The sequence below is a fragment of the Actinomadura napierensis genome (genome assembly GCF_039529375.1).
Taxonomy (GTDB): Bacteria; Actinomycetota; Actinomycetes; order Streptosporangiales; family Streptosporangiaceae; genus Spirillospora; species Spirillospora napierensis.
This window is the reverse complement of the sequence record NZ_BAAAMR010000153.1, coordinates 1-17,703: the sequence shown is the minus strand read 5'-3', so window position 1 is coordinate 17,703 and position 17,703 is coordinate 1. Positions and strand designations below refer to the sequence as shown.

Annotated in this window: 21 protein-coding genes and 1 pseudogene; 10 read left to right on the top strand and 12 right to left on the bottom strand. The window is 69.0% G+C overall.

Annotated features, from left to right (window positions below):
- Positions 1–390: 390 nt before the first annotated feature.
- The 3 genes from ABD296_RS44980 to ABD296_RS44970 all read right to left on the bottom strand — a co-directional run bounded on the left by ABD296_RS44980 (position 391) and on the right by ABD296_RS44970 (position 2,628).
- Positions 391–738 carry a hypothetical protein gene (locus ABD296_RS44980; RefSeq protein WP_344283061.1) on the bottom strand — a complete coding sequence of 116 codons (348 nt, stop codon included), beginning with the start codon at positions 736–738 and terminating at the stop codon, positions 391–393.
- Positions 739–1,171: 433 nt separating this feature from the next.
- Positions 1,172–1,342 carry a hypothetical protein gene (locus ABD296_RS44975; RefSeq protein WP_344283058.1) on the bottom strand — a complete coding sequence of 57 codons (171 nt, stop codon included), beginning with the start codon at positions 1,340–1,342 and terminating at the stop codon, positions 1,172–1,174.
- Positions 1,343–2,076: 734 nt separating this feature from the next.
- Positions 2,077–2,628 (bottom strand): TetR/AcrR family transcriptional regulator, encoded by a 552-nt coding sequence (locus tag ABD296_RS44970; RefSeq protein ID WP_344283055.1) that lies wholly within the window; start codon positions 2,626–2,628, stop codon positions 2,077–2,079.
- 90 nt (positions 2,629–2,718) lie between these two features.
- On the opposite strand from ABD296_RS44970, the gene ABD296_RS44965 reads away from it, so the two are divergent.
- Positions 2,719–3,738, top strand: a complete 1,020-nt coding sequence (locus tag ABD296_RS44965; protein ID WP_344283052.1) for a DMT family transporter — start codon at positions 2,719–2,721, stop codon at positions 3,736–3,738.
- A gap of 867 nt (positions 3,739–4,605) precedes the next feature.
- Here the strand turns inward: ABD296_RS44965 and ABD296_RS44960 are convergent.
- The gene (locus ABD296_RS44960; RefSeq protein ID WP_344283049.1) at positions 4,606–5,586 is read right to left on the bottom strand and encodes a transposase family protein; all 981 of its coding nucleotides are present in this window, start codon (positions 5,584–5,586) and stop codon (positions 4,606–4,608) included.
- Between the two features lie 67 nt (positions 5,587–5,653).
- Here ABD296_RS44960 and ABD296_RS44955 point away from each other — a divergent pair, with 67 nt between their 5' ends.
- Together ABD296_RS44955 and ABD296_RS44950 are read left to right on the top strand one after the other, a co-directional pair.
- Entirely contained in the window at positions 5,654–5,914 is a 261-nt protein-coding gene (locus tag ABD296_RS44955) for a hypothetical protein (RefSeq protein WP_344283046.1), read from the top strand.
- Between the two features lie 110 nt (positions 5,915–6,024).
- Positions 6,025–6,597, top strand: a complete 573-nt coding sequence (locus tag ABD296_RS44950; protein WP_344283043.1) for a bleomycin resistance protein — start codon at positions 6,025–6,027, stop codon at positions 6,595–6,597.
- Positions 6,598–6,824: 227 nt separating this feature from the next.
- Here ABD296_RS44950 and ABD296_RS44945 read toward each other — a convergent pair whose 3' ends face one another.
- The 6 genes from ABD296_RS44945 to ABD296_RS44920 all read right to left on the bottom strand — a co-directional run bounded on the left by ABD296_RS44945 (position 6,825) and on the right by ABD296_RS44920 (position 10,912).
- Positions 6,825–7,076, bottom strand: a complete 252-nt coding sequence (locus ABD296_RS44945) for a hypothetical protein (protein ID WP_344283040.1) — start codon at positions 7,074–7,076, stop codon at positions 6,825–6,827.
- Positions 7,077–7,306: 230 nt separating this feature from the next.
- Positions 7,307–7,774, bottom strand: a complete 468-nt coding sequence (locus ABD296_RS44940) for a GNAT family N-acetyltransferase (protein ID WP_344283037.1) — start codon at positions 7,772–7,774, stop codon at positions 7,307–7,309.
- Positions 7,774–8,244, bottom strand: a complete 471-nt coding sequence (locus ABD296_RS44935) for a hypothetical protein (RefSeq protein ID WP_344283034.1) — start codon at positions 8,242–8,244, stop codon at positions 7,774–7,776. The genes ABD296_RS44940 and ABD296_RS44935 overlap by 1 nt, the downstream gene beginning before the upstream one ends.
- A 175-nt stretch (positions 8,245–8,419) precedes the next feature.
- Complete coding sequence (locus ABD296_RS44930) at positions 8,420–9,616, bottom strand: hypothetical protein (RefSeq protein ID WP_344283031.1); 1,197 nt, start codon at positions 9,614–9,616, stop codon at positions 8,420–8,422.
- A gap of 377 nt (positions 9,617–9,993) precedes the next feature.
- Positions 9,994–10,431, bottom strand: a complete 438-nt coding sequence (locus ABD296_RS44925; protein ID WP_344283028.1) for a GlcG/HbpS family heme-binding protein — start codon at positions 10,429–10,431, stop codon at positions 9,994–9,996.
- A 325-nt stretch (positions 10,432–10,756) separates the two neighbouring features.
- Positions 10,757–10,912 (bottom strand): hypothetical protein, encoded by a 156-nt coding sequence (locus tag ABD296_RS44920; protein WP_344283025.1) that lies wholly within the window; start codon positions 10,910–10,912, stop codon positions 10,757–10,759.
- Between ABD296_RS44920 and ABD296_RS44915 the strand changes: the two genes are divergently transcribed.
- Positions 10,905–11,057 (top strand): hypothetical protein, encoded by a 153-nt coding sequence (locus ABD296_RS44915; RefSeq protein WP_344283022.1) that lies wholly within the window; start codon positions 10,905–10,907, stop codon positions 11,055–11,057. The genes ABD296_RS44920 and ABD296_RS44915 overlap by 8 nt on opposite strands.
- A gap of 289 nt (positions 11,058–11,346) precedes the next feature.
- Here the strand turns inward: ABD296_RS44915 and ABD296_RS44910 are convergent, their stop codons facing one another.
- Positions 11,347–12,087, bottom strand: coding sequence for a helix-turn-helix domain-containing protein (locus ABD296_RS44910; protein WP_344283064.1), 741 nt, complete (start codon positions 12,085–12,087; stop codon positions 11,347–11,349).
- Between the two features lie 77 nt (positions 12,088–12,164).
- Between ABD296_RS44910 and ABD296_RS44905 the strand changes: the two genes are divergently transcribed.
- From ABD296_RS44905 to ABD296_RS50760, 3 genes and pseudogenes are all read left to right on the top strand, one after another.
- Positions 12,165–13,007: an NAD(P)H-binding protein gene (locus ABD296_RS44905; RefSeq protein ID WP_344283020.1), complete on the top strand. Its 843-nt coding sequence runs from the start codon at positions 12,165–12,167 to the stop codon at positions 13,005–13,007.
- A 139-nt stretch (positions 13,008–13,146) separates the two neighbouring features.
- Positions 13,147–13,476 carry a hypothetical protein gene (locus ABD296_RS44900; RefSeq protein WP_344283017.1) on the top strand — a complete coding sequence of 110 codons (330 nt, stop codon included), beginning with the start codon at positions 13,147–13,149 and terminating at the stop codon, positions 13,474–13,476.
- 298 nt (positions 13,477–13,774) lie between these two features.
- Positions 13,775–13,945, top strand: a pseudogene (locus ABD296_RS50760) (nitronate monooxygenase); the annotation flags it as partial.
- Here the strand turns inward: ABD296_RS50760 and ABD296_RS44895 are convergent.
- Positions 13,882–14,172, bottom strand: coding sequence for a hypothetical protein (locus ABD296_RS44895; RefSeq protein ID WP_344283015.1), 291 nt, complete (start codon positions 14,170–14,172; stop codon positions 13,882–13,884). The pseudogene ABD296_RS50760 and the gene ABD296_RS44895 sit on opposite strands and share 64 nt — an antisense overlap.
- Before the next feature lie 224 nt (positions 14,173–14,396).
- Between ABD296_RS44895 and ABD296_RS44890 the strand changes: the two genes are divergently transcribed.
- The 3 genes from ABD296_RS44890 (at position 14,397) to ABD296_RS44880 (ending at position 17,624) form a co-directional block, all read left to right on the top strand.
- A complete protein-coding gene (locus ABD296_RS44890) occupies positions 14,397–14,585 on the top strand; it encodes a hypothetical protein (RefSeq protein ID WP_344283012.1) in 189 nt (62 codons plus the stop codon).
- A 552-nt stretch (positions 14,586–15,137) separates the two neighbouring features.
- Entirely contained in the window at positions 15,138–16,604 is a 1,467-nt protein-coding gene (locus tag ABD296_RS44885) for an FG-GAP-like repeat-containing protein (protein WP_344283009.1), read from the top strand.
- Between the two features lie 612 nt (positions 16,605–17,216).
- A complete protein-coding gene (locus ABD296_RS44880; RefSeq protein ID WP_344283006.1) occupies positions 17,217–17,624 on the top strand; it encodes a VOC family protein in 408 nt (135 codons plus the stop codon).
- The last annotated feature ends 79 nt before the right edge of the window (positions 17,625–17,703 follow it).

The following is a 17,703-nucleotide window of genomic DNA, read 5'->3' as shown; positions in this document are numbered from 1 at the left end:
CGAAGCCCACGCGGCAGCGTCAATCGCTACCGGGGCTTCCTCAACCGCCGCGGGTCACCCGGTGACCGGCGGGACCAGACCGTCTCAGGCGGTCCGAAGACGGACGAACATGTAGACCATGGCGTGAGTCTACCAGCACTAACAGGCCATTTTGATCACTCCGGCCCCTTGGCGTGCCGCCGCCTCATCAAGCGCGGGCCCTCGTCCCCGAGCCCGCGCTCCGCCTGACCCCTCGCGCTTCAACGCCGCTGAATCTCATCGACATCACCGCCTCCGCGAACCCGCAACCGTCGCTCGAAGCAACGCATAAACCGTTGTTGCTTCTCACAGACACAACCACCAGGTGAGCGGCACCGGCCGTTTCCAGGCCGCCCCACTGCTGGACCGGTGTCAGAAGCGCGTTGGTTCGAGGTCGTTGGTCCAGGTCCAGTCGATCGGCGCGTGCGTCTTCTTGAGGCGGTTGCGCTCCCGGGTGAGGGTCGGCAGGACGCTTTCCACGGCCGGTCCGAGTTCGGCCGGGTCGCGGGGTACGGGTATGCGGACGAGTAGGTTGTGCTCCTGATGCAGTAGTAGGAGGTCGCCGGTCGGGGAACAGCCCCACAGCCCTAGCCGGCGCAGCGGCTTGTAGGGTTTCTCGCTGGTCGGCAGGGTGGTCAGGGGCTGGCCGTCGGTGTCCCAGACGTGCAGGCCGTGGCTGCTCTGATGGAAGACGCGGCTGCGGATCGGGTCGGCGACCACGGTGTACTTCTTGCCGACGTAGGGCGAGCGTTCGTTGAAGTCGAGCCCCTCCAGCCGCCCGACGAGGGTGCCGGCGCTGTCCAGAAGGGCGAAGACGGACGGTGACCAGCGCCTTCGTGGCGGTCGAAGACGGGCACCAGGAAACGGTCGTCGGCGACCACGATCGGGCTGCCGAACCGCGGGTGGGTCGACCAGTCGAGTTCCGGCCAGCGCCGCCGGGCCAGTTCGGGAAGGCCCGCGCACATGAGTGCGAACCGACAGCGGACGAGCACGATCATCAGCGCGGCCGACCAGGATAGGACAACGTCCACGGGTGCGTGAGCAGCCATCTCAGCGCGCGCCGCGCGCTGCGGGCCACGATGCCCGCCGCCGCCGCGCTTCTGCGCCGCAACGGCATCGGCATCGGCGGATAGCAGGATCGTCGGTGGTGCGGTCAAGTGTCGGTGAGCGTGCGGTGAAGAACTCGGCCGCGGATCATGACGAAGTCGACGTGCTCGGTGCAGGTGATATCGGCGATCGGGTCGCCCCGCATGGGGACGATGTCGGCGCAGCGTCCGGCCTCCAGGAGGCAGAGGCCCGCACACTGCTCGAGCGCACCGGTCAAGCTCGCCGACGGGTCCGCCGAGCCGCCGGCGAGCAGGAGTTGACGGTCGGGTGCTCGGGCCGGGCGCGGCGGCGTCGTCGGCCAGCGCCGCCGCGGCGTTCTCCCACGCGCAAACGGGGCGGCGGGGCGGTTGTGGCAGGGCGACTTCACCGACCCCACCCTCGAGGTCGCCTCCGGCCACGTTGGCGTGGCGCCCACCATCACCCCGTTCGAGTAGACCGATCTCGAGCTCCATACGGTGAGCAGCCATCAGTGCCTGGCTGCCCTGCCAGCGGAGCATCGCCTTACGGGCAGGGCCTTGGTCGGCCTTGGTCAGCCGCGCCGAGCTGCGCGCACACCCCCTCGGTCCGGCTGCCCGAGGAAGCCGATCCGCGCCGGCGGACGTTCTGGCAACCCTGCGACGATGCACCCTGCCAGCTGGTGCGGTCACTGGACGAATGCCTGCCGCGGTGCTGCGGCACCGCACGACCGCGATCGTGCAGGTCTACCCGACACACGGCCCTGGCGACGAGCACGCGCACGTCCGGTTCGCGGGCCGTCTCCCACAGTGCCGCGATATCGCCGGGCGTGCCACGGATGACGATCCCGTACCGCTCAGCAGCGCCTCCGCCGGCGGCCCGCAACCGTCGGCAGGGACATCCTGGAAGGCAGCACAGGTCGTCCGCGACCGGCGCGTCGCCCGCCCGAATCGAGCGCCGCGCGCAGCGGGGCGAGGGTGTCGTTGGTCGGCAGACCTACCGGGGCAGAAGCGCGTCGGCGGCGGCGCGGGCCTTGGCGGCGGCGTCCGCGACGCCGCCGACGCTGAAGGCGACGATCGCGCCCTCGTGCAGGATGAGGAGCTGGTCGGCCAGCGTGCCGTCGGCGACCAGTCCCGCGTACAGGTCCCTGAGCCACGCTTTCTGCTCGGCCGCGGCACGGTGGACCGGGTGCGACGGGTCGGGGAGTTCGGCGCAGGCGTTCACCATGGAGCAGCCGCGCCGGGGCTCGTCCGCCTGCCACTGTTCGAGCGCCTCGAAGGTGGCGAGCACGCGTTCGCGCGGATCCGAGAACACGGCCAGCCTGGCGGTCACGAAGTCCCGCCAGCGTTCGTCGCGGGTGCGCAGATAGGCGAGGATCAGCGCGTCCTTGGAGCCGAACCGGTCGTAGACCGTCTTTTTGGTGACCCCGGCCTCCGCGGCGATCAACTCCATCCCGACGCAGCCGATCCCGCGCTCGTAGAACAGGTGGCCGGCGACCTGGAGCACCCGGCGGGCGGCGGGGGTGAGCGGCCGATTCTGGACGCGCATGGTGGTCCCCTCTCGGAGTTGTGTCAAAAGTAGGCATACCGGTATAGCTAGTAGCTAGTTATACCGGTATGTATATCTAGGGAGGCGGTCGTGCACCCGCGCCGATCGGACCACCTGCTGGGCGCCGCGTTCGTCGTCATGTGGAGCTCCGGCTTCGTCGGCGCCGCGCTCGGTACTCGCGACGCGCCGGCGAGCACGCTGCTGGCCTGGCGGTTCATCATCGCCATGCCTCCGCTCGTCGCATGGCTCGGATGGCGCCGGCGCCGGATCTCGCCGCGCGACCTCGCGCTGCACCTGCTCATCGGGATCCTGGGCCAGGGCGGCTACCTCTACGGCGTCTTCCTCGCCGCCGAGCACGGCGTGGCCGAGGGGACCATCAGCTTGATCACCGCGCTGCAGCCGCTCGTCGCCGTCATGCTCGCCGTGCCAGTGCTGGGCGAGCCGATCGGCCGGCGGCAGCTCGGCGGATTCCTCGGCGGCCTCGCCGGCGTGGCGCTGGTCGTCGGCGGCGATCTGGACGGGGGCGCTCCGGGCTGGGCGTACGCGCTGCCGTTCGCCTCGATGCTCTCTCTCGTGGCCGCGACGCTCATCGAGCGACGCGCACGGCCGGCGGCCGCGCTTCCGGAGGCGCTGGCCGTCCAGGCGGGAGTCAGCACGATGCTGTTCTCGGGCATCGCAGGCGTCAACGGCTCCCTCGCCCCGCCCCTGGAACCTAGGTTCTGGACGGCCATCGGCATCCTGGTACTGCTGGCGATGTTCGGTGGCTATGGCCTGTACTGGGTGAACGTCCAGCGGACGGGTGTCGCGCACATCTCCGCCCTGCTCTACCTCACCCCGCCCACGACCATGCTGCTGGGCTACGCGATGTTCGGCAGCACGCTTCCCCCGCTGTCCCTGCTGGGCATCCTGATCTGCGCCGTCGCAGTGACGGTGGCCCTGCGCACCCCCGCGCGGTCAGGCGCGCAGGCGGACCTCGCGAGGAAGCCACCCGATCCCAGGGAGGCGGCGAGCGGCGAGTCGTTGATCGCGGCGCCGTCGGCTGCAACACCTCCGGACCGTCGCCCCAGGTCAGCAGCGTCTTACCGCTGCGCTCCACCTAACCAGGGTTAATGGGTGATGGCGGCCGGGTGAGTGGACGGGCCGGTGGTGTGGGCGTATGCCGGTGGCATGGCCAGATACCCCCAGGGCGGTGGGATGAGCGCCGTCGGCCGCGAACGGCGAGAACAGGTCTGGATGCAGGCGGCGCAGTGGTTCGGTGAGGAGCGGCCCAACGCGTGGATCGCCGCCGAGTTGCGAGCCGGGCTGCGGCAGGTGGAGAAAGGCTGGGCCGTGGTGGGCGGTTCGCCTGGTTCGATGACCTGGACGCCGACGCAGCGGACGGACAAGCGGACGGACAATCGGTCTCCTCTTCTACAGTGCATGGTCCTTAGGGAGGATGCCGCTTGCCGTGTGAGGCGAGTGGGTATCACCCGGTTTGCTCGGGGGCTGGTGGCACGATCAACTGGTGTTGCTGTATCACGGGCAGCAGGTGCTGAACGTGGCGGCCGACTCGGTGCGCAGGGAAGGCGAAGTGCGTGTCGCGGAGCGGCGGCGGCCGCGCCCTGCCTGGCGGGCTGAACTTGATCGGAGACAAAGCGCGGTTGCTGGTCGCGGAACTTCGCGCGGCTCGCCGATGGGAGCGCGCCGGGGGTGCACTGGGTGCGCGTGACGACGGACAGGCTGGCGGGAGGGCGTCACGGCGTCGGAGGGCCGAGCCGAGTGGGGTAAGGGGCCCCGCTCGCTCTCGTTCCCGTCCGGGCGCCGTTGACGGCCCGATCCGCCGGTTACTGCTCCGGCGGTCAGCGTCACCCGAGCGGACCTGAAGCCGCGTCCATCGGCCCGCCGTGCGCGAAGACGCGCGGCAACAGCGCGCCTCCTTGACCTTACGACCTCGTGCATGGTTGTGGTGGCGTGTCGGGTCTTCGCCGAGCGACCGGGTTATGCCTGGCGTTCGGCCGGGTGGGGCGTGGCCTGTTGAAGGGATAGGAGAGCTGCAGCGGCTCGGGCCATATCGGCGAGGTGTTCGCGGCGGCCGTGATGGCGGGCGAGGGAGCGCCAGTTCTTCAGATGGGCGATGCTGTGTTCGACCCGGATGCGTCCGACGGAATGGGTATGACACTGCGCGGCGTGGAGTTCTTCGTACCAGGCCGGGGCATTCTTGCGGAATTTGCGGTATGGCGGCGTCACCACCTGACCGGCGGTCTCGGCGCCCAGGCCCTGGTAGCCGACGTCGGCCAGGATCTGCACTGGCGGACCGGCGGCCAGTAGCTCGACCAGCCTCGACCGGCGGGCCTGGGTGATGTCGGCGCACGTTCCGGGCTCGGCCTGGCCGCAGAACAGCAGGTGACCGTCGGCGTGGGTGACCACCATGGCTTCGATCGCGTTCTGCTTGTTCTTGCCGGAGACGAACACGTTGCAGTCCGGCTGCTTGGCTGCCGGTCGGAGGACCCTGACCTCGGTGGCATCGATGATCGCGGTCTGCCCGTTGGCGCCCAGGTACTCGATCACCTCGGCCAGTGTGCACAGCCGGATTCCCGGCTCGACCGTGCGGCCACGGGCGGCCAGCAGCGGCCGGATCTCGGCGATGGCGCGGGTGATGGTCGATCGGCTGACGCCGAGCCAGCAGCCCAGCACATCGTGGGTCACCCCGTACCGCAGATGGATCAGCGTGGCCGGCAGCCGGTCCACGAACACCAGTTTGTACTTCGCCCCGGCACCCACTGCCCGCCTCCGCGGACGAGCGGCCAGCACCGCTTGGTGCCACTCCTGCCACACGGGCCCAACCTCCGCCACCAACTCGTCGATCACTGCCGGCGACAGACCGGTGATCCGACGATTCCCCACAACCGCCGCACGAGCCACCGAACGGACCATACGGCCATGATCAACGATCAAGGACCCGGCCGCCACCACAACCATGCACGCAGTCGTAAAGCCTGTCCCTTAACGACAGGCGTCCGAGATTCTCGATCTTGGTGTGGAGCGAGTGATCAGGGCCGAATGGGTGCCGGTGCTCACCGGCCTGTCGGTGCGGCAGGTCGCGCTGCTGTTCGAGATGTCTGAGTCAGCCGCGCACCGTGTCGTCGATCACCTGGCGCTGCTGCTCGCACTGACCCTGATCACCCTGCCGACTCAGCCCCGACACGGTGCTGAGCGTGGACGGCACGCTGGCGCCCGTCCACGACCGGACGGTCACCGCCTCGTCCAAGAACTACAGGCACTCGCTGAGCATGCAGGTGGTCATTGACGCCAGCCCCCCGGCTGGTGGTCGCGGCCGGACGCCTGGTGCCGAGCCACCACAACGACTGCACCGCTTACTGCGATTCGGGCCCCGACCGGGCACACCGGAGTGCGCACGTGACGGCCGACGGCGGCCGCCAAGGAAACCGCAGGTCATCATGCCCTACCGGCGACGCCGCGACGGTGTCCACCACGCCACCCGATGATTTCGCGGGCGAGCCGACAGTTGCGAAGGAGTGCGGTGGTTGCCAAGCTGTCGACGTGCCTGGATTGGTTCCCGAACTCATTTGCTCTGACATTGAGGCCAGCCTGGCCTTCTACCGCCTGCTGGGATTCCAGGTCCGCTATGAACGTCCGGAGGAGCGGTTCGCTTACCTTGAACTCAACGGGGCGGAACTGATGCTGGAGCAGCCGTGGAGCCGGGACCGGCTCTATCCCCGGGCGGAGTTGGACCATCCCTACGGACGGGGGATCAACCTCACCATCGAGGTGGATGACGTGGAACGTGTCCACGCCACCCTCCTCACCGCCGGTCAGGAGATGTTCCTGCCATTAGAGGATCGCTGGTACGAACGCGCCACCGATGCTGTGGGCGTGCGCCAGTTCGCCGTGCAGGACCCAGACGGCTACCTTCTTCGCATCTCCCAACATCTGGGACGGTCCGCGGTGGCTGGCCCGGTAAACGACTAACCAGGGTTAATAGGTCATGGCGGTTGGGGAGTGGACCGGCCGGTTGCGGGGGCGTATGCCGACGGCATGGCCAGAGACCCCCAGAGCGGCGGGATGGCCGACGCTGGGCGTGCACGCAGAGAGTTGGTCTGGCTGCAGGCGGCGCGGTGGTTTGCCGAGGGTCGTCCGAACGCCTGGGGCAACCTCGGCATCCACCACTCCACAGCCATGCCTGAACCGCACTGGCCTCACCCTGACCACCGTGCGAGCAGCCGCATCCGTCCCAGGACACCGCGAGGCAACCGGTGCAGCAGCGCCGCGAGCAGTGCTCGATCCTGGCCGACGAACCGCACCCTCGCCCCATCCAGTCGGGGCTGCAGCACCGTGATCTGATGTCGCAGCACCAAGATCTCGGCGTCCATCTCTCTGTCGGTCATCGGAAGCAGACACAGCGCCGCGAACGTGTTCGCCACGGTTAAGCAGGCCAGTGGCGACAGCACAACTGCCCATCATCCCGAGGCGAGGGCGGTGTCGTGGCCCGTCCCGCGACAGTTGCCGGCCTGCAGCGTGTACCACTGGCTACGGAACAAGGACCTTCCCGCGCCGATCGACTCGTCCGCCCGAATACCGATAACAGAATCCTAAAAAAGACGCGCTTAGATGTCCGGGTGCGTGCATGCTCGGGCCATGCACTTAAGAACGATCGCGTTACACGGAGCGGTCTGCGGGTTCAGTCGACCGACAGGTGGTAGCGCAGTTTCTCCTTCGCATGGGCTCCCAGCCGGCCGTAGAATTTGATGGCCCCGGTGTTCCAGGGTGGGGTCTGCCATTGGATCTGCGTGAGTCCCAGCTCGCGTGCTTCGGCGATGACGGCCTCCACCAGCAGAGGACCGACTTTCAGGCCGCGGTGGCCCTCGCGCAGGAACAGGCAGTCCATATGGAGGTACTCCGCTCCGTCCCAGGTGGACACTTCGGGAACGTATGTGGCGTAGCCGATGATCTCGGAGTCGTGTGATTCCGCGACGACGCAGCGCAAGCGGGGAGGCTGTGTGCCGAACAGCAGCGTCCTCAGCCGCTCGGCCAGGTCGGCCGGCGGGGCCGCCGCCTTCTCGTACGCGGCGTGCTCGGAGACAAGCCGGACGACATCAGCCAGATCGGCGGCGCATGCGGGGCGTACCCGGGCCGAATCGGCGCCCATCACCGCACCCGGCCTTCCAGCCCGTCCTTGCACCAGGCGGCGAGCCGCTCCTGCGCCACGTCCCGGCCGTCCAGCACGTGCCGGGTGAAGGCGTCCCGTTCGTGGGACAGGACCGCGGCTTCCCACACGCACGGGGCAAGCCCGGATCGGCCGGGGCGGAGCCGCGTGAAATCGTCTGCCGGTCCAGTATAGACGGCGAGGTCGGACATGTAGCCCTCGATCCAGGTGTGGACCAGGACGTAGTCACCGTCGCCCCCGGCATGGACCAGCAGCACGGCGAGCCCGAGCGAGCCCCGCAGCTGCGCCGACGCCAGGTGAGCGTCGGCGACCGCCAGCGCGGTCTGCAGGTCCTCATCCGACACACGCCGTCCCGGCGCCTCGATCGCGTAGGGCTTCACCAGGTGACCGGCGACCGCGCGGCTGCCCAGGTACCGTACGACGCGGGCATGGAAGTCATCTGCCAGCGCCACCAACGCGCTTGAGTCGACAGCAGCCGGTGGTTGGCGAGGGGGAGACTCCTCAAGATCGGTCATGTGACCATGATGCCGGGTTCGGCACGTCGGCCTGCGCCAAAAGGAGCGTCATGACGTCACCGTGATCGTCGGAGCCGACCTGGCAGGCGCGGCCCGTCGAAATGGACCGGTGTCAGAAGCGCGTTGGTTCGAGGTCGTTGGTCCAGGTCCAGCCGATCGGCGTGTGCGTCTTCTTGAGGTGGTTGCGCTCCCGGGTGAGGGTCGGCAGGACGCTTTCCACGGCCGGTCCGAGTTCGGCCGGGTCGCGGGGCACGGGTATGCGGACGAGTAGGTTGTGCTCCTGATGTCGCAGGAGGAGGTCGCCGGTCGGGGAGCAACCCCATAGCCCTAGCCGGCGCAGCGGCTTGTAGGGTTTCTCGCTGGTCGGCAGGGTGGTCAGGGGCTGGCCGTCGGTGTCCCAGACGTGCAGGCCGTGGCTGCTCTGATGGAAGACGCGGCTGCGGACCGGGTCGGCGACCACGGTGTACTTCTTGCCGATGTAGGGCGATCGTTCGTTGAAGTCGAGCCCTTCCAGCCGCCCGACGAGGGTGCCGGCGCTGTCCAGCAGGGCGAAGACGAACGGTGACCAGCGCCTGTCGTGACGGTCGAAGACGGGCACCAGGAAACGGTCGTCGGCGACCACGATCGGGCTGCCGAACCGCGGGTGGGTGGACCAGTCGAGTTCCGGCCAGCGCCGCCGGGTCAGTTCGGGAAGGCCGGGGGCGGGCCGGTTGCCGAACCCGCCTGCCGCGCCGTTGTGGACCGTGTAGGGAATGCCGTGCGAGTCGTCCTGATGGGACGGCTCGGGATCCAGCGACGCCAGGAGCGTGATGTCCGGACGGGACCCGGGGGTCAGCGGGCCGTCGGCCAGCCCGACGAGGTTGGTCGAGTAGCGGCCGAGATTGCGGGCGCCGTACTCGGCGAGCACGCACATCAACCGGTCCGACGGGGTGGCCTGGACGGCCGCGGCGAAGGCGGTGGCGTAGTGCTTCTCCCAGTCCATGTCCTGGAGGCCGAACAGGCCGGTTCCGGTCGTGCCCGGCCAGGCACCCATCAACCGGGTCAGGTCACGGTCGACCAGGTAAGTGCGGTTCATGCCGCCGGACAGCGCCACGGTCCCGTCCGGGAGCACGCACAACGATCCGGGGAGCTCCGGGAACCGGGAGCCCGGGGTCCCTGCGGGGCCGAAGACCGCGGCCGCCAGCGGCCGAGCATCACCGCCATAGCGGGTCAGCAGGCCACGCATATCCCGGTGCCGCTCGTCCGGCCAGAAGACGGACAAGACATAGAAGTCGCCGGACGCGGTGACCTCGACGGCAGAGTGGGCCAAGCGGAACCCCTCGCTCAAATTAAGCCCGAGCGAGTCGGCGAGCCCTTCCGGAGAGGACAGCGGAATCATCGAGGACATCGTCTCCCCCCTTTCTCTAGTCCTCAGCGCACGCGATGGCCGATCGACAGCGTGCCGAACGCCGGCGATGCCGGAAAGGCCGGTGGCTCCGGGCGCTCCCAGCCCCGGTGAGCCCGTTAGGCCCGTCCGCATCGGACGGCCGCAATTGCGGATCGTCCCACTTCCCCGACCTCGACCGGCCGCCCCACCTGCTTCACCAACAGAGCGCGCATACCGAAACAGAGCGCGCATACCGAGATCGATGGAGCGGCCACCTCCGAGTGGCCAGCGCCCCGCGGAGCCACGGGCTCGTGTCGAGATCATCGCGTGGGGAGCCGACGCTCCTGCCATCGCCGCACCGCGGTGAGCACGGCCTCTTCGTCCTCCACGCCCAAGGCACCGGACGCCCCGGCCGCGCCGACGACCAGATCGCCGTCGGTGACCAGCACACCGCCCGCCCGCGGGACGAAGTCGCCACCGTAGAGATGCTGAATGCTGTCGATGATCCCGCCGGGCAGATCGACCAGGCCGGAGGGCTTCAGAGCGACCAGCGCGGTCCGTGCCTTCGCCGGGGCCAACCGGCTCGCCATCGGCATGCCACCGTCGCCGCGCCGAAGGGAGATCACCTCACCGGCGACGTCGACGACAGCCACCGCCAACGGCGGAAAACCCCGCTCAACGCCGACCGCCAACGCGGTCTCGACCAAGCAGTCAGCGTCCTTCAAAGTCAGTCCCGGGAGTCGTGGCGCATCAGACATGACCAAGATCTTAAACGTGACAGCGGAGTCCACCGTGGCTCGGTGAAGTCCGACTCGGGCGACTTCCTGCGGACCCGCCGTGCCGGACTCACGCCGGACGAGATCCGTCTGCCGGTCGAGTTCGGGCTCCGGCTCAACCGTCTCCACCACCCCGTGGCCGATGACCTGGAACCGCAGGACGAGATCCTCACCTCGATCGCCGATCCGGGCCGTCCGGCTCGCCGTCTCAGGAGCGCCTGCGGCTGCTGGCCAGCCGGGGCAGCGAAGCCGCCACCGCGACTACCCGGGACATGGGCCCGATCGAAGTGCTCGTCGCCAACGCGGGCTACGGGCTGACGAGCAGTTCCGCGCCTTCCTCAGCCTCCTGCAACCGGACGGGGCCATAGCGGTGATGACCGCCGACGCCCGCGTCCAGGCCGACACCTAGGGGGACGATCGCCCGCATCCGTCTCACCGAGGACGGGACGCTTCCGGTGGCCATGCAGGACCGGCTGGTCGCCGATGCCGATGCCGATGCCCTGACCCCCAACAATCCCTACGACGTCTACACCCTGGGCACATCCCACGCCGGGTTCATCCTGCGAGCAGCGGAGGTGGCGGCCATCCTCGACCAGCCATCACTCTGAGAACGGTGACCCCTGCCGCCGTGCGGGGTCGGCTGGTGAACCGTCGCCTCGTCGCTCCACCACGGCACGGCTTCGAGTTCGGCGCAGCGCGGCAGGTTCGCCCTGCCGCGCTTGCGCACTGATCATCGGCCCTCGACTCGTCACGGTCGAAGACGGAGATCGGGAAACGGTCGCCGGCGACCACGACTGGCGTGCCGAACCGCGGGTGGCTCGACCGGCCGGGTTCCGGCCGGCACCGTTCAGGCGGTTCGCGTGGTGGCTGGGTGCCCGTGGACGATCGTGCGGCGTGTCATGTGTCGCATGGCGTAACGGTCGGGAGGTGGCCTGCGCGGAAGGCGGCTGGCGTCACTCCCACGAGTGCGTGGAAATCGGCCGCCATGTGGGATTGGTCGTAGTAACCGGTAGTGGCAGCGAGGCCCGCCCATCTCGCGGAGCCCGCCCCGGCGAGTACGGCGCGGACCCGCTGGACGCGGGCGAAGCGCTTGGGCGCCAGGCCGACCCGGTCGGTGAACAGGTCGCGCAGGTGGCGTTCGCTGACCGACAGCCGTCGCGCCAGTTCGGTGATCCGTTCGCTGGTGGAGGACAGTGACTCGACGGCTTCGCGGAGCAGTGCGTTGCGCGGGTCTGGGTCGTCGTGCAGGCATTCCAGGAGGGCGCCCTCGATCTCCCGTAGGACGGTGTCGGTGCGGGGCAGTTCGTTGAGCTGGTGTTGGAGGCGGGCGGCGCGGGCGCCCCACAGTTCGGTGAGCGCTACGGCCCGGTCCCGTAGTTCGCTGACCGGGACATCGAACACCGAACGGGCCGCACCGGGACGCAGCCGGACCCGGATGGCCATCGGCAGTTTCTTGCCCGGGTGGCAGGTGGCGCGGCTGCGGGGGCCGACCACGTGCAGGTCACCGCTGTGCGGGCCGGTTCTGCGGTAGACCAGTGCGGTGGTGGCGTCCGGCGGGTGCACCACCGGCAGGGGTGTGTCGGGCCGCATCAGAGTCACGTCCGCGATCCAGGGCCGGAGTGCGGGCATCGGGGTCATCGCGTCCACGCCGACCACTCTAGGGTCTGCCGTTTTTTCCTATATCGGTCGGCCGGTGGGACGGCAGGGTACTGGTCATGATCCTTGTCACGGGTGCGACGGGCACCGTGGGTGCGCAGGTGGTCCGGCTCCTGGCCGAGCGGGGCGAGCGGGTCCGAGCCATGACGCGCCATCCGGAAGCGGCGCGACTGCCGGCCGAAATCGTCCGGGGCGACTTCGACGACCGTGCCTCTCTCGACGCCGCGGTCGCCGGAGCCGACGCGGTCTTCCTGCTGGACGCACCAGGGCCCTGGATCGAGCGGCACGATCTGGCGGTGCTCGATGCCGTGCGGTCGCATGGCGTGGGGAAGGTGGTCAAGGTGTCGGCCATCGGCACCGGCGAGAACGCCGAGCTCAGGACCGGCGCCTGGCACCTTCCCGGTGAACGTGCGCTGCGCGCGGAGGACACGGCCTGGACGATCCTTCGGCCGAGCAGTTTCGCCACCAACACTTTGCAGTGGGCCTCCTTCATCCGGGCGAACCGGCCCGTGGCGAACCTGACCGGCACAGGCGCGCAGGGGGTGATCGACCCCCTGGACGTCGCCGAGGTGGCGGTCACGGCGCTGACCACGCCCGATCACGCGGGCCGGACCTACACCCTGACCGGTCCGGAGTTGCTGAGCGCGCCCGACCAGACGGAGATCCTGGGGAAGGTGCTCGGACGGCCAGTCGAGATCGTCGACGTGCCGCTGGAGGTGGCGAAGCAGCAGATGATCGCCGCCGGCCGGGACCCCGAATTCGCCGAGGGCGCGATGCGCGGGCAGCGGTTCATCGCCCAAGGCGGAAACGCCCGCCTGACCGACGACGTGGCGGCCGTTCTCGGCCGCGCCCCCCGCACCTACCAGAGCTGGGCCGCCGACCACCGAGCGGCGTTCGCCTGACCGGCCAACCCCGAACCGATACAGCGAACCTCAGAAGAAAGTGAGGAAGACTTCCGTGCGAAAGTTCAACAAGGCAACCCTGGTGGCACTGACCGCCACAGCCGCCGTCGCAGGATCTCTGACCATCAGCAGCCCCGCTATGGCGGCATCATCGCCGATCGCCGCCTGCGGCAGCGGCTACCACGTCATCGATCAGCACAATCTCGGCAGCGGTGCCACCATCTACCTGATGTACAACGGCAGCACCAACTGCGTCATCACCTGGAAGAAGACCTACGTCGGCACCCCCACCAGCATGGCAGTGTCCATCACGAAGAAGAACGCCGACCGCGAAGGCTACGGGGAGAACGGCGACTTCTCCTACTACGCCGGCCCCGTGAAGATCGACGCAGCGGGGACGTGCGTCAGCTGGGGCGGTTCAGCCGAGCACTACGGCTCCTGGTACTCCGGCTGGTCGCACTGCGGCTGATCGGGAAGAGTCCTCACCGCGCCGTTCCGCCTTCCCGGGGCGGAATGGCACGGGCCCGCACCGGTAGGTACCGCGGGAAGGCGCACGTCGGCGCCGGCGGTCGAGGAGGCGGCGCCGGAGAGGCGGAGAGGTCGGCCTGCCATCGACGTTGCAAACTGACGGCGCTCTGCCTGGGGCATATTTCGCGTTCCGCAGGGGCGCCGACATCACCGTAGCCGGCCGCCTGGTCTATGCCGCAGTGGCCTCGAACGTCGGGTGTGACGGGCCCGCTTCACGGACCCCGTAGTGAGAGTTGACGATGACCGTATTGTGCACGCCGCTATGCGAGCGGTTGGGTGTCGACTTGCCGATCGCTCAGGCACCGATCGGTTCGGCTGCGGCACCGGATCTGGTCGCGGCTGTCGCTCAGGCGGGCGGGCTGGGCATGCTGGCGTTGACCTGGCGAGGACCCGAGGGGGCGCGCCACGACATCGGCTTGGTGCGGCGGCTGATCGGGCGGCCGTTCGCGGCGAACCTGGTCTTGGCCCTGCCGGTCGCTGACACGCTGGCGGTCTGCTTGGCGGAGCGCGTGCCGATCATCTCCACCTTCTGGGGTGATCCGGCACCGGTCAGCCGGCAGATCCGCGAGGCGGGCGCGCTGCACATGCACACCGTGGGCAGCGTGACCGAGGCCGTGCGAGCCGCCGAGGCCTTCACCCACGATGTGTACCGGCGGCATCTGCTGGACGCCGGAGCCGAGGACACCGAGCACACCCGCTGCTTGGACGGGGGCTGGCTCGCGCCGCACCGCGCCGTGCGCAACGCGACCCTGCGCCGGTGGGAGGAGGCCGGATCACCTCCCACCGGCGCGGCGGCCCGGCGAAGGCGATGCCGTCGCTATCGACGCCGACGGCCGCGCCCACCACAGGTACGAGGACCTGATGCCGCTGCCCGGCATGACCGGCGACCTCGCCGACACGGCCCTGTACGCCGGACAGTCGGTCCAGCTCGTCCACGACGTACCTCGCGCCGCGCAGGTGATCGGTGACATCGCCGCGCAAGCAGCCGCCACGTTCGAGCAGTTGAGCCACTCGACGCGGCACGTTGGGGGCACGAGGACGCAGCAATGAACCGCCCTCCGCCGCGACCGCGGCTCTTGTGGCGGAGCGGGACGTGACGGGCCCGCGAGGAGATCAGCAACTGCAGGAGCCGGCGGGGCGTCTGGTGCCCTGGGCGTGGAAGACGAAGAGGCTGTGCACGCAGCCATCCGGGAGCGCAACCGCCTCAAGAAGGCGCACGCGCCGATCGGCTGTACCTGGACCAACGACTCGAACCAACGCGCTTCGACACCGGCCCAGCAGTTGCCCGGCCTGGGAACCGGGCGGTGCCGAGATCGGCGAACTGAGGATCCGTCCAGGCGCTGGCTCTCCGGCCTGGATCAGCGATGTGCACTGCCAGAGTTCGCCTATTTCAGGGACCGACAGCTCGACTCCGGCCCATCCTCGGTCTACTGCCACCCCTTTTCTCCAGATCAGTCCCCGTTCGGGGGGATCCGATCTTGAGGCGGCGCCGTCGAAGATCCTGGCCGGGCCGGTATCCGACCGGCCGTCCCCCGCCCGCGCCGCCCGCCCTCCGAGGCCGGCGCCGGACGCGGCGAACCGACATGAACGTGAGGAGATCGAATGAAATCGTTCGGCAGGCGAATGCTGCCGATCGGCTCCGTGGCGGCGCTGATCCTGACAGGCGGAGGCCTGACGGGCACCGCGGACGCCGCCCCGGCCCCGCCCAAACCGGGCGCGAACCTCGTCGGACCGTCCGCCAAGACGGCCATGGCGCCTCGAGTGTCCGTGGCGGCGCCCGCCGCGGCCCCGGCGTCGGCGAAGCTGTCCCTCAAAGGGCAGCGCCAGAAGACGAACATGAACTGCGTGCCGACGTCGTCGTCGATGAGCCTGTCGACGTTCGGCGTCAACGTCAGCCAGGACACCCTGGCCAAGCAGATGGGGACCAGCGCCACCAAGGGCACGACGGGAGCCCAGGCGCGTCCCGTGCTCAACTCCTACGCCGAGCCGCTCGGCTACTCCTACGGCTACGCCGACGTCTCAACGGCCTCCAGCATGATGACGGAGGTGTCCTACGACGTCGGCGTCCTGAAGCGGGCGCCGACGCTCGGCGTCTGGGCGGAGAAGCTGCCGTGGAACTCCAAGATGACCGGCACCAAGGTCGGGCACGCGATCGTGCTGTACGGGTACGACCGTAGCGCCGGGACGATCACCGTTTACGATCCCTCGTCGATCACTGGCGGAACGCACACCATCGCGGCTTCCGCGCTCGCCGCGGACTCGCAGCCGAACGGAATGTTCCTGGTGACCGGCCGTACCGACGTGGGCTTGTCCACCCTCGGTGACCAGACCGGGGACGGTACAGCCGACGCGGTGGCGGTGGATCAGGCCACCGGCAAGCTGTGGCTGTACCCCGGCCCGACGTTCGCCGCGACGAGCCGGAAGGCGATCGGCCTCAGCGGCTGGACCGGCATGGCCGAGCTGACCGGCATCGGCGACCTGACCGGTGACGGCCGGAGCGACCTGATCGCGGCCCAGAAGAGCGACGGCACTCTCTGGCTCTACCCCGGCGGCGACAGCAGGCTGGGTACCCGCATCAAGATCGGGAACGGCGGCTGGACCGGCATGGCCGAGCTGACCGGCATCGGCGACCTGACCGGTGACGGCCGGAGCGACCTGATCGCGGCCCAGAAGAGCGACGGCACTCTCTGGCTCTACCCCGGCGGCGACAGCAGGCTGGGTACCCGCATCAAGATCGGGAACAGCGGCTGGACCGGCATGGAGAAGCTGGTCGGCGTCACCGACATCACCGGAGACGGCAAGCCCGACCTCCTCGCCGTGCGCAAGTCGGACGGTATCCTGCGGGTCTACCCCGGCGGCAAGAGTTCCCTCGCAACCCCCAAGCAGCTCGGCTCTGGCTGGGGCGACATCCGCTCGCTGACCCTGACCGGTGACATCACCGGAGACGGCGTCAACGACCTCATCGGCGTCCAGGGCAGCACCGGCGTGATGTACGTCTACGCCGGCCGCGCCACCGGCTACGCCGCCCGGCAAGCGCTCACCTCCGGCTGGAACGGCTCGGCACGCTGATCCGGCTTCCCACATCCGCGACGGGCGCGGTGCCGCGAGGCGCCGCGCCCGTATGCGTTCCGACATCTCGCGCCTTGAAAATGGATTCTCCTCGTCGGCGCCGGAATCGGTGGCCTGTCCACCGCCATCGCGCTGCGAAGCGCGGGTCAGACGTCAATGTCGTGGAGATCCGGCCGGACCTCCATTCATCGGTGTACGGCGTGGGCATCATCCAGCCGGTGAACGTGAACCAGGCCGGAGCATCCACGCCGCCGCTGGGTCGCCGCCGGCCTGGCCATCAACACCCTCACCCATAACGCGGCTGACCGCCGCGAACACGGCATCCTGCCCAAGCTCGTCGGCATGCTCGCAGGGGCCGGCAAGGACTCTGCGCCGCTACCCTGCCGATCCGATGCTTCAAACTGTGGCGAGATGGGACGAGCGTATCGCTGTTCGGAGTTGTGCTTGTGCGCCGCCGTTGTTGCTCTGCTCGCCTGGTAGGGCTCGTGGTCGTCAGGGCGCCGGGGCGGCCGTCACGACCCCGAGTCAGAGAGCACGATGATTTCTGGCGTTCACATCGGTCTACCTGAAGACCCGAACGAAAGGACGCGTCCTATGCCCAGTGGAGACGGCATGAAGGTCGGCATGCACTCCTTTGACTGTCGCGATGCGGCAGCCTTGGCCGGATTCTGGTCCAGGGTGCTGATGCGCCCTGTCGATGAGGGCGCCACGCGAGCTTTCGCGACGATCGGCTTCGATGAGGATGGCCCGACCTGGATGTTCCACCAGCCCGACGGTGAATTTGCGGCCAGGCCGAACCGCCTGATGCTTGACCTCGGCGGTGAGGCCGACTGGTTGGAGCAGGCCGATCGCGTCCAGGCGCTCGGCGCGGAACGCATCAGTGACAACGAGCAGGACGGCATCAGGTGGGTGGTGTTTCGTGATCCGGAGGGCAACACCTTCCGCATCTTCGCCCGCGGCCCAGCTAGCCATCCGAGCGTTTCGCATCGTCACGGAACATTCGATCCCATGACTCTGTAAAATGAGCTTCCCCCCGTTTCACGGCCACGTGACCTGAGTTGGCCGTGGGCCAACGGGGAAGGACGTGTCTCGTGCCGCC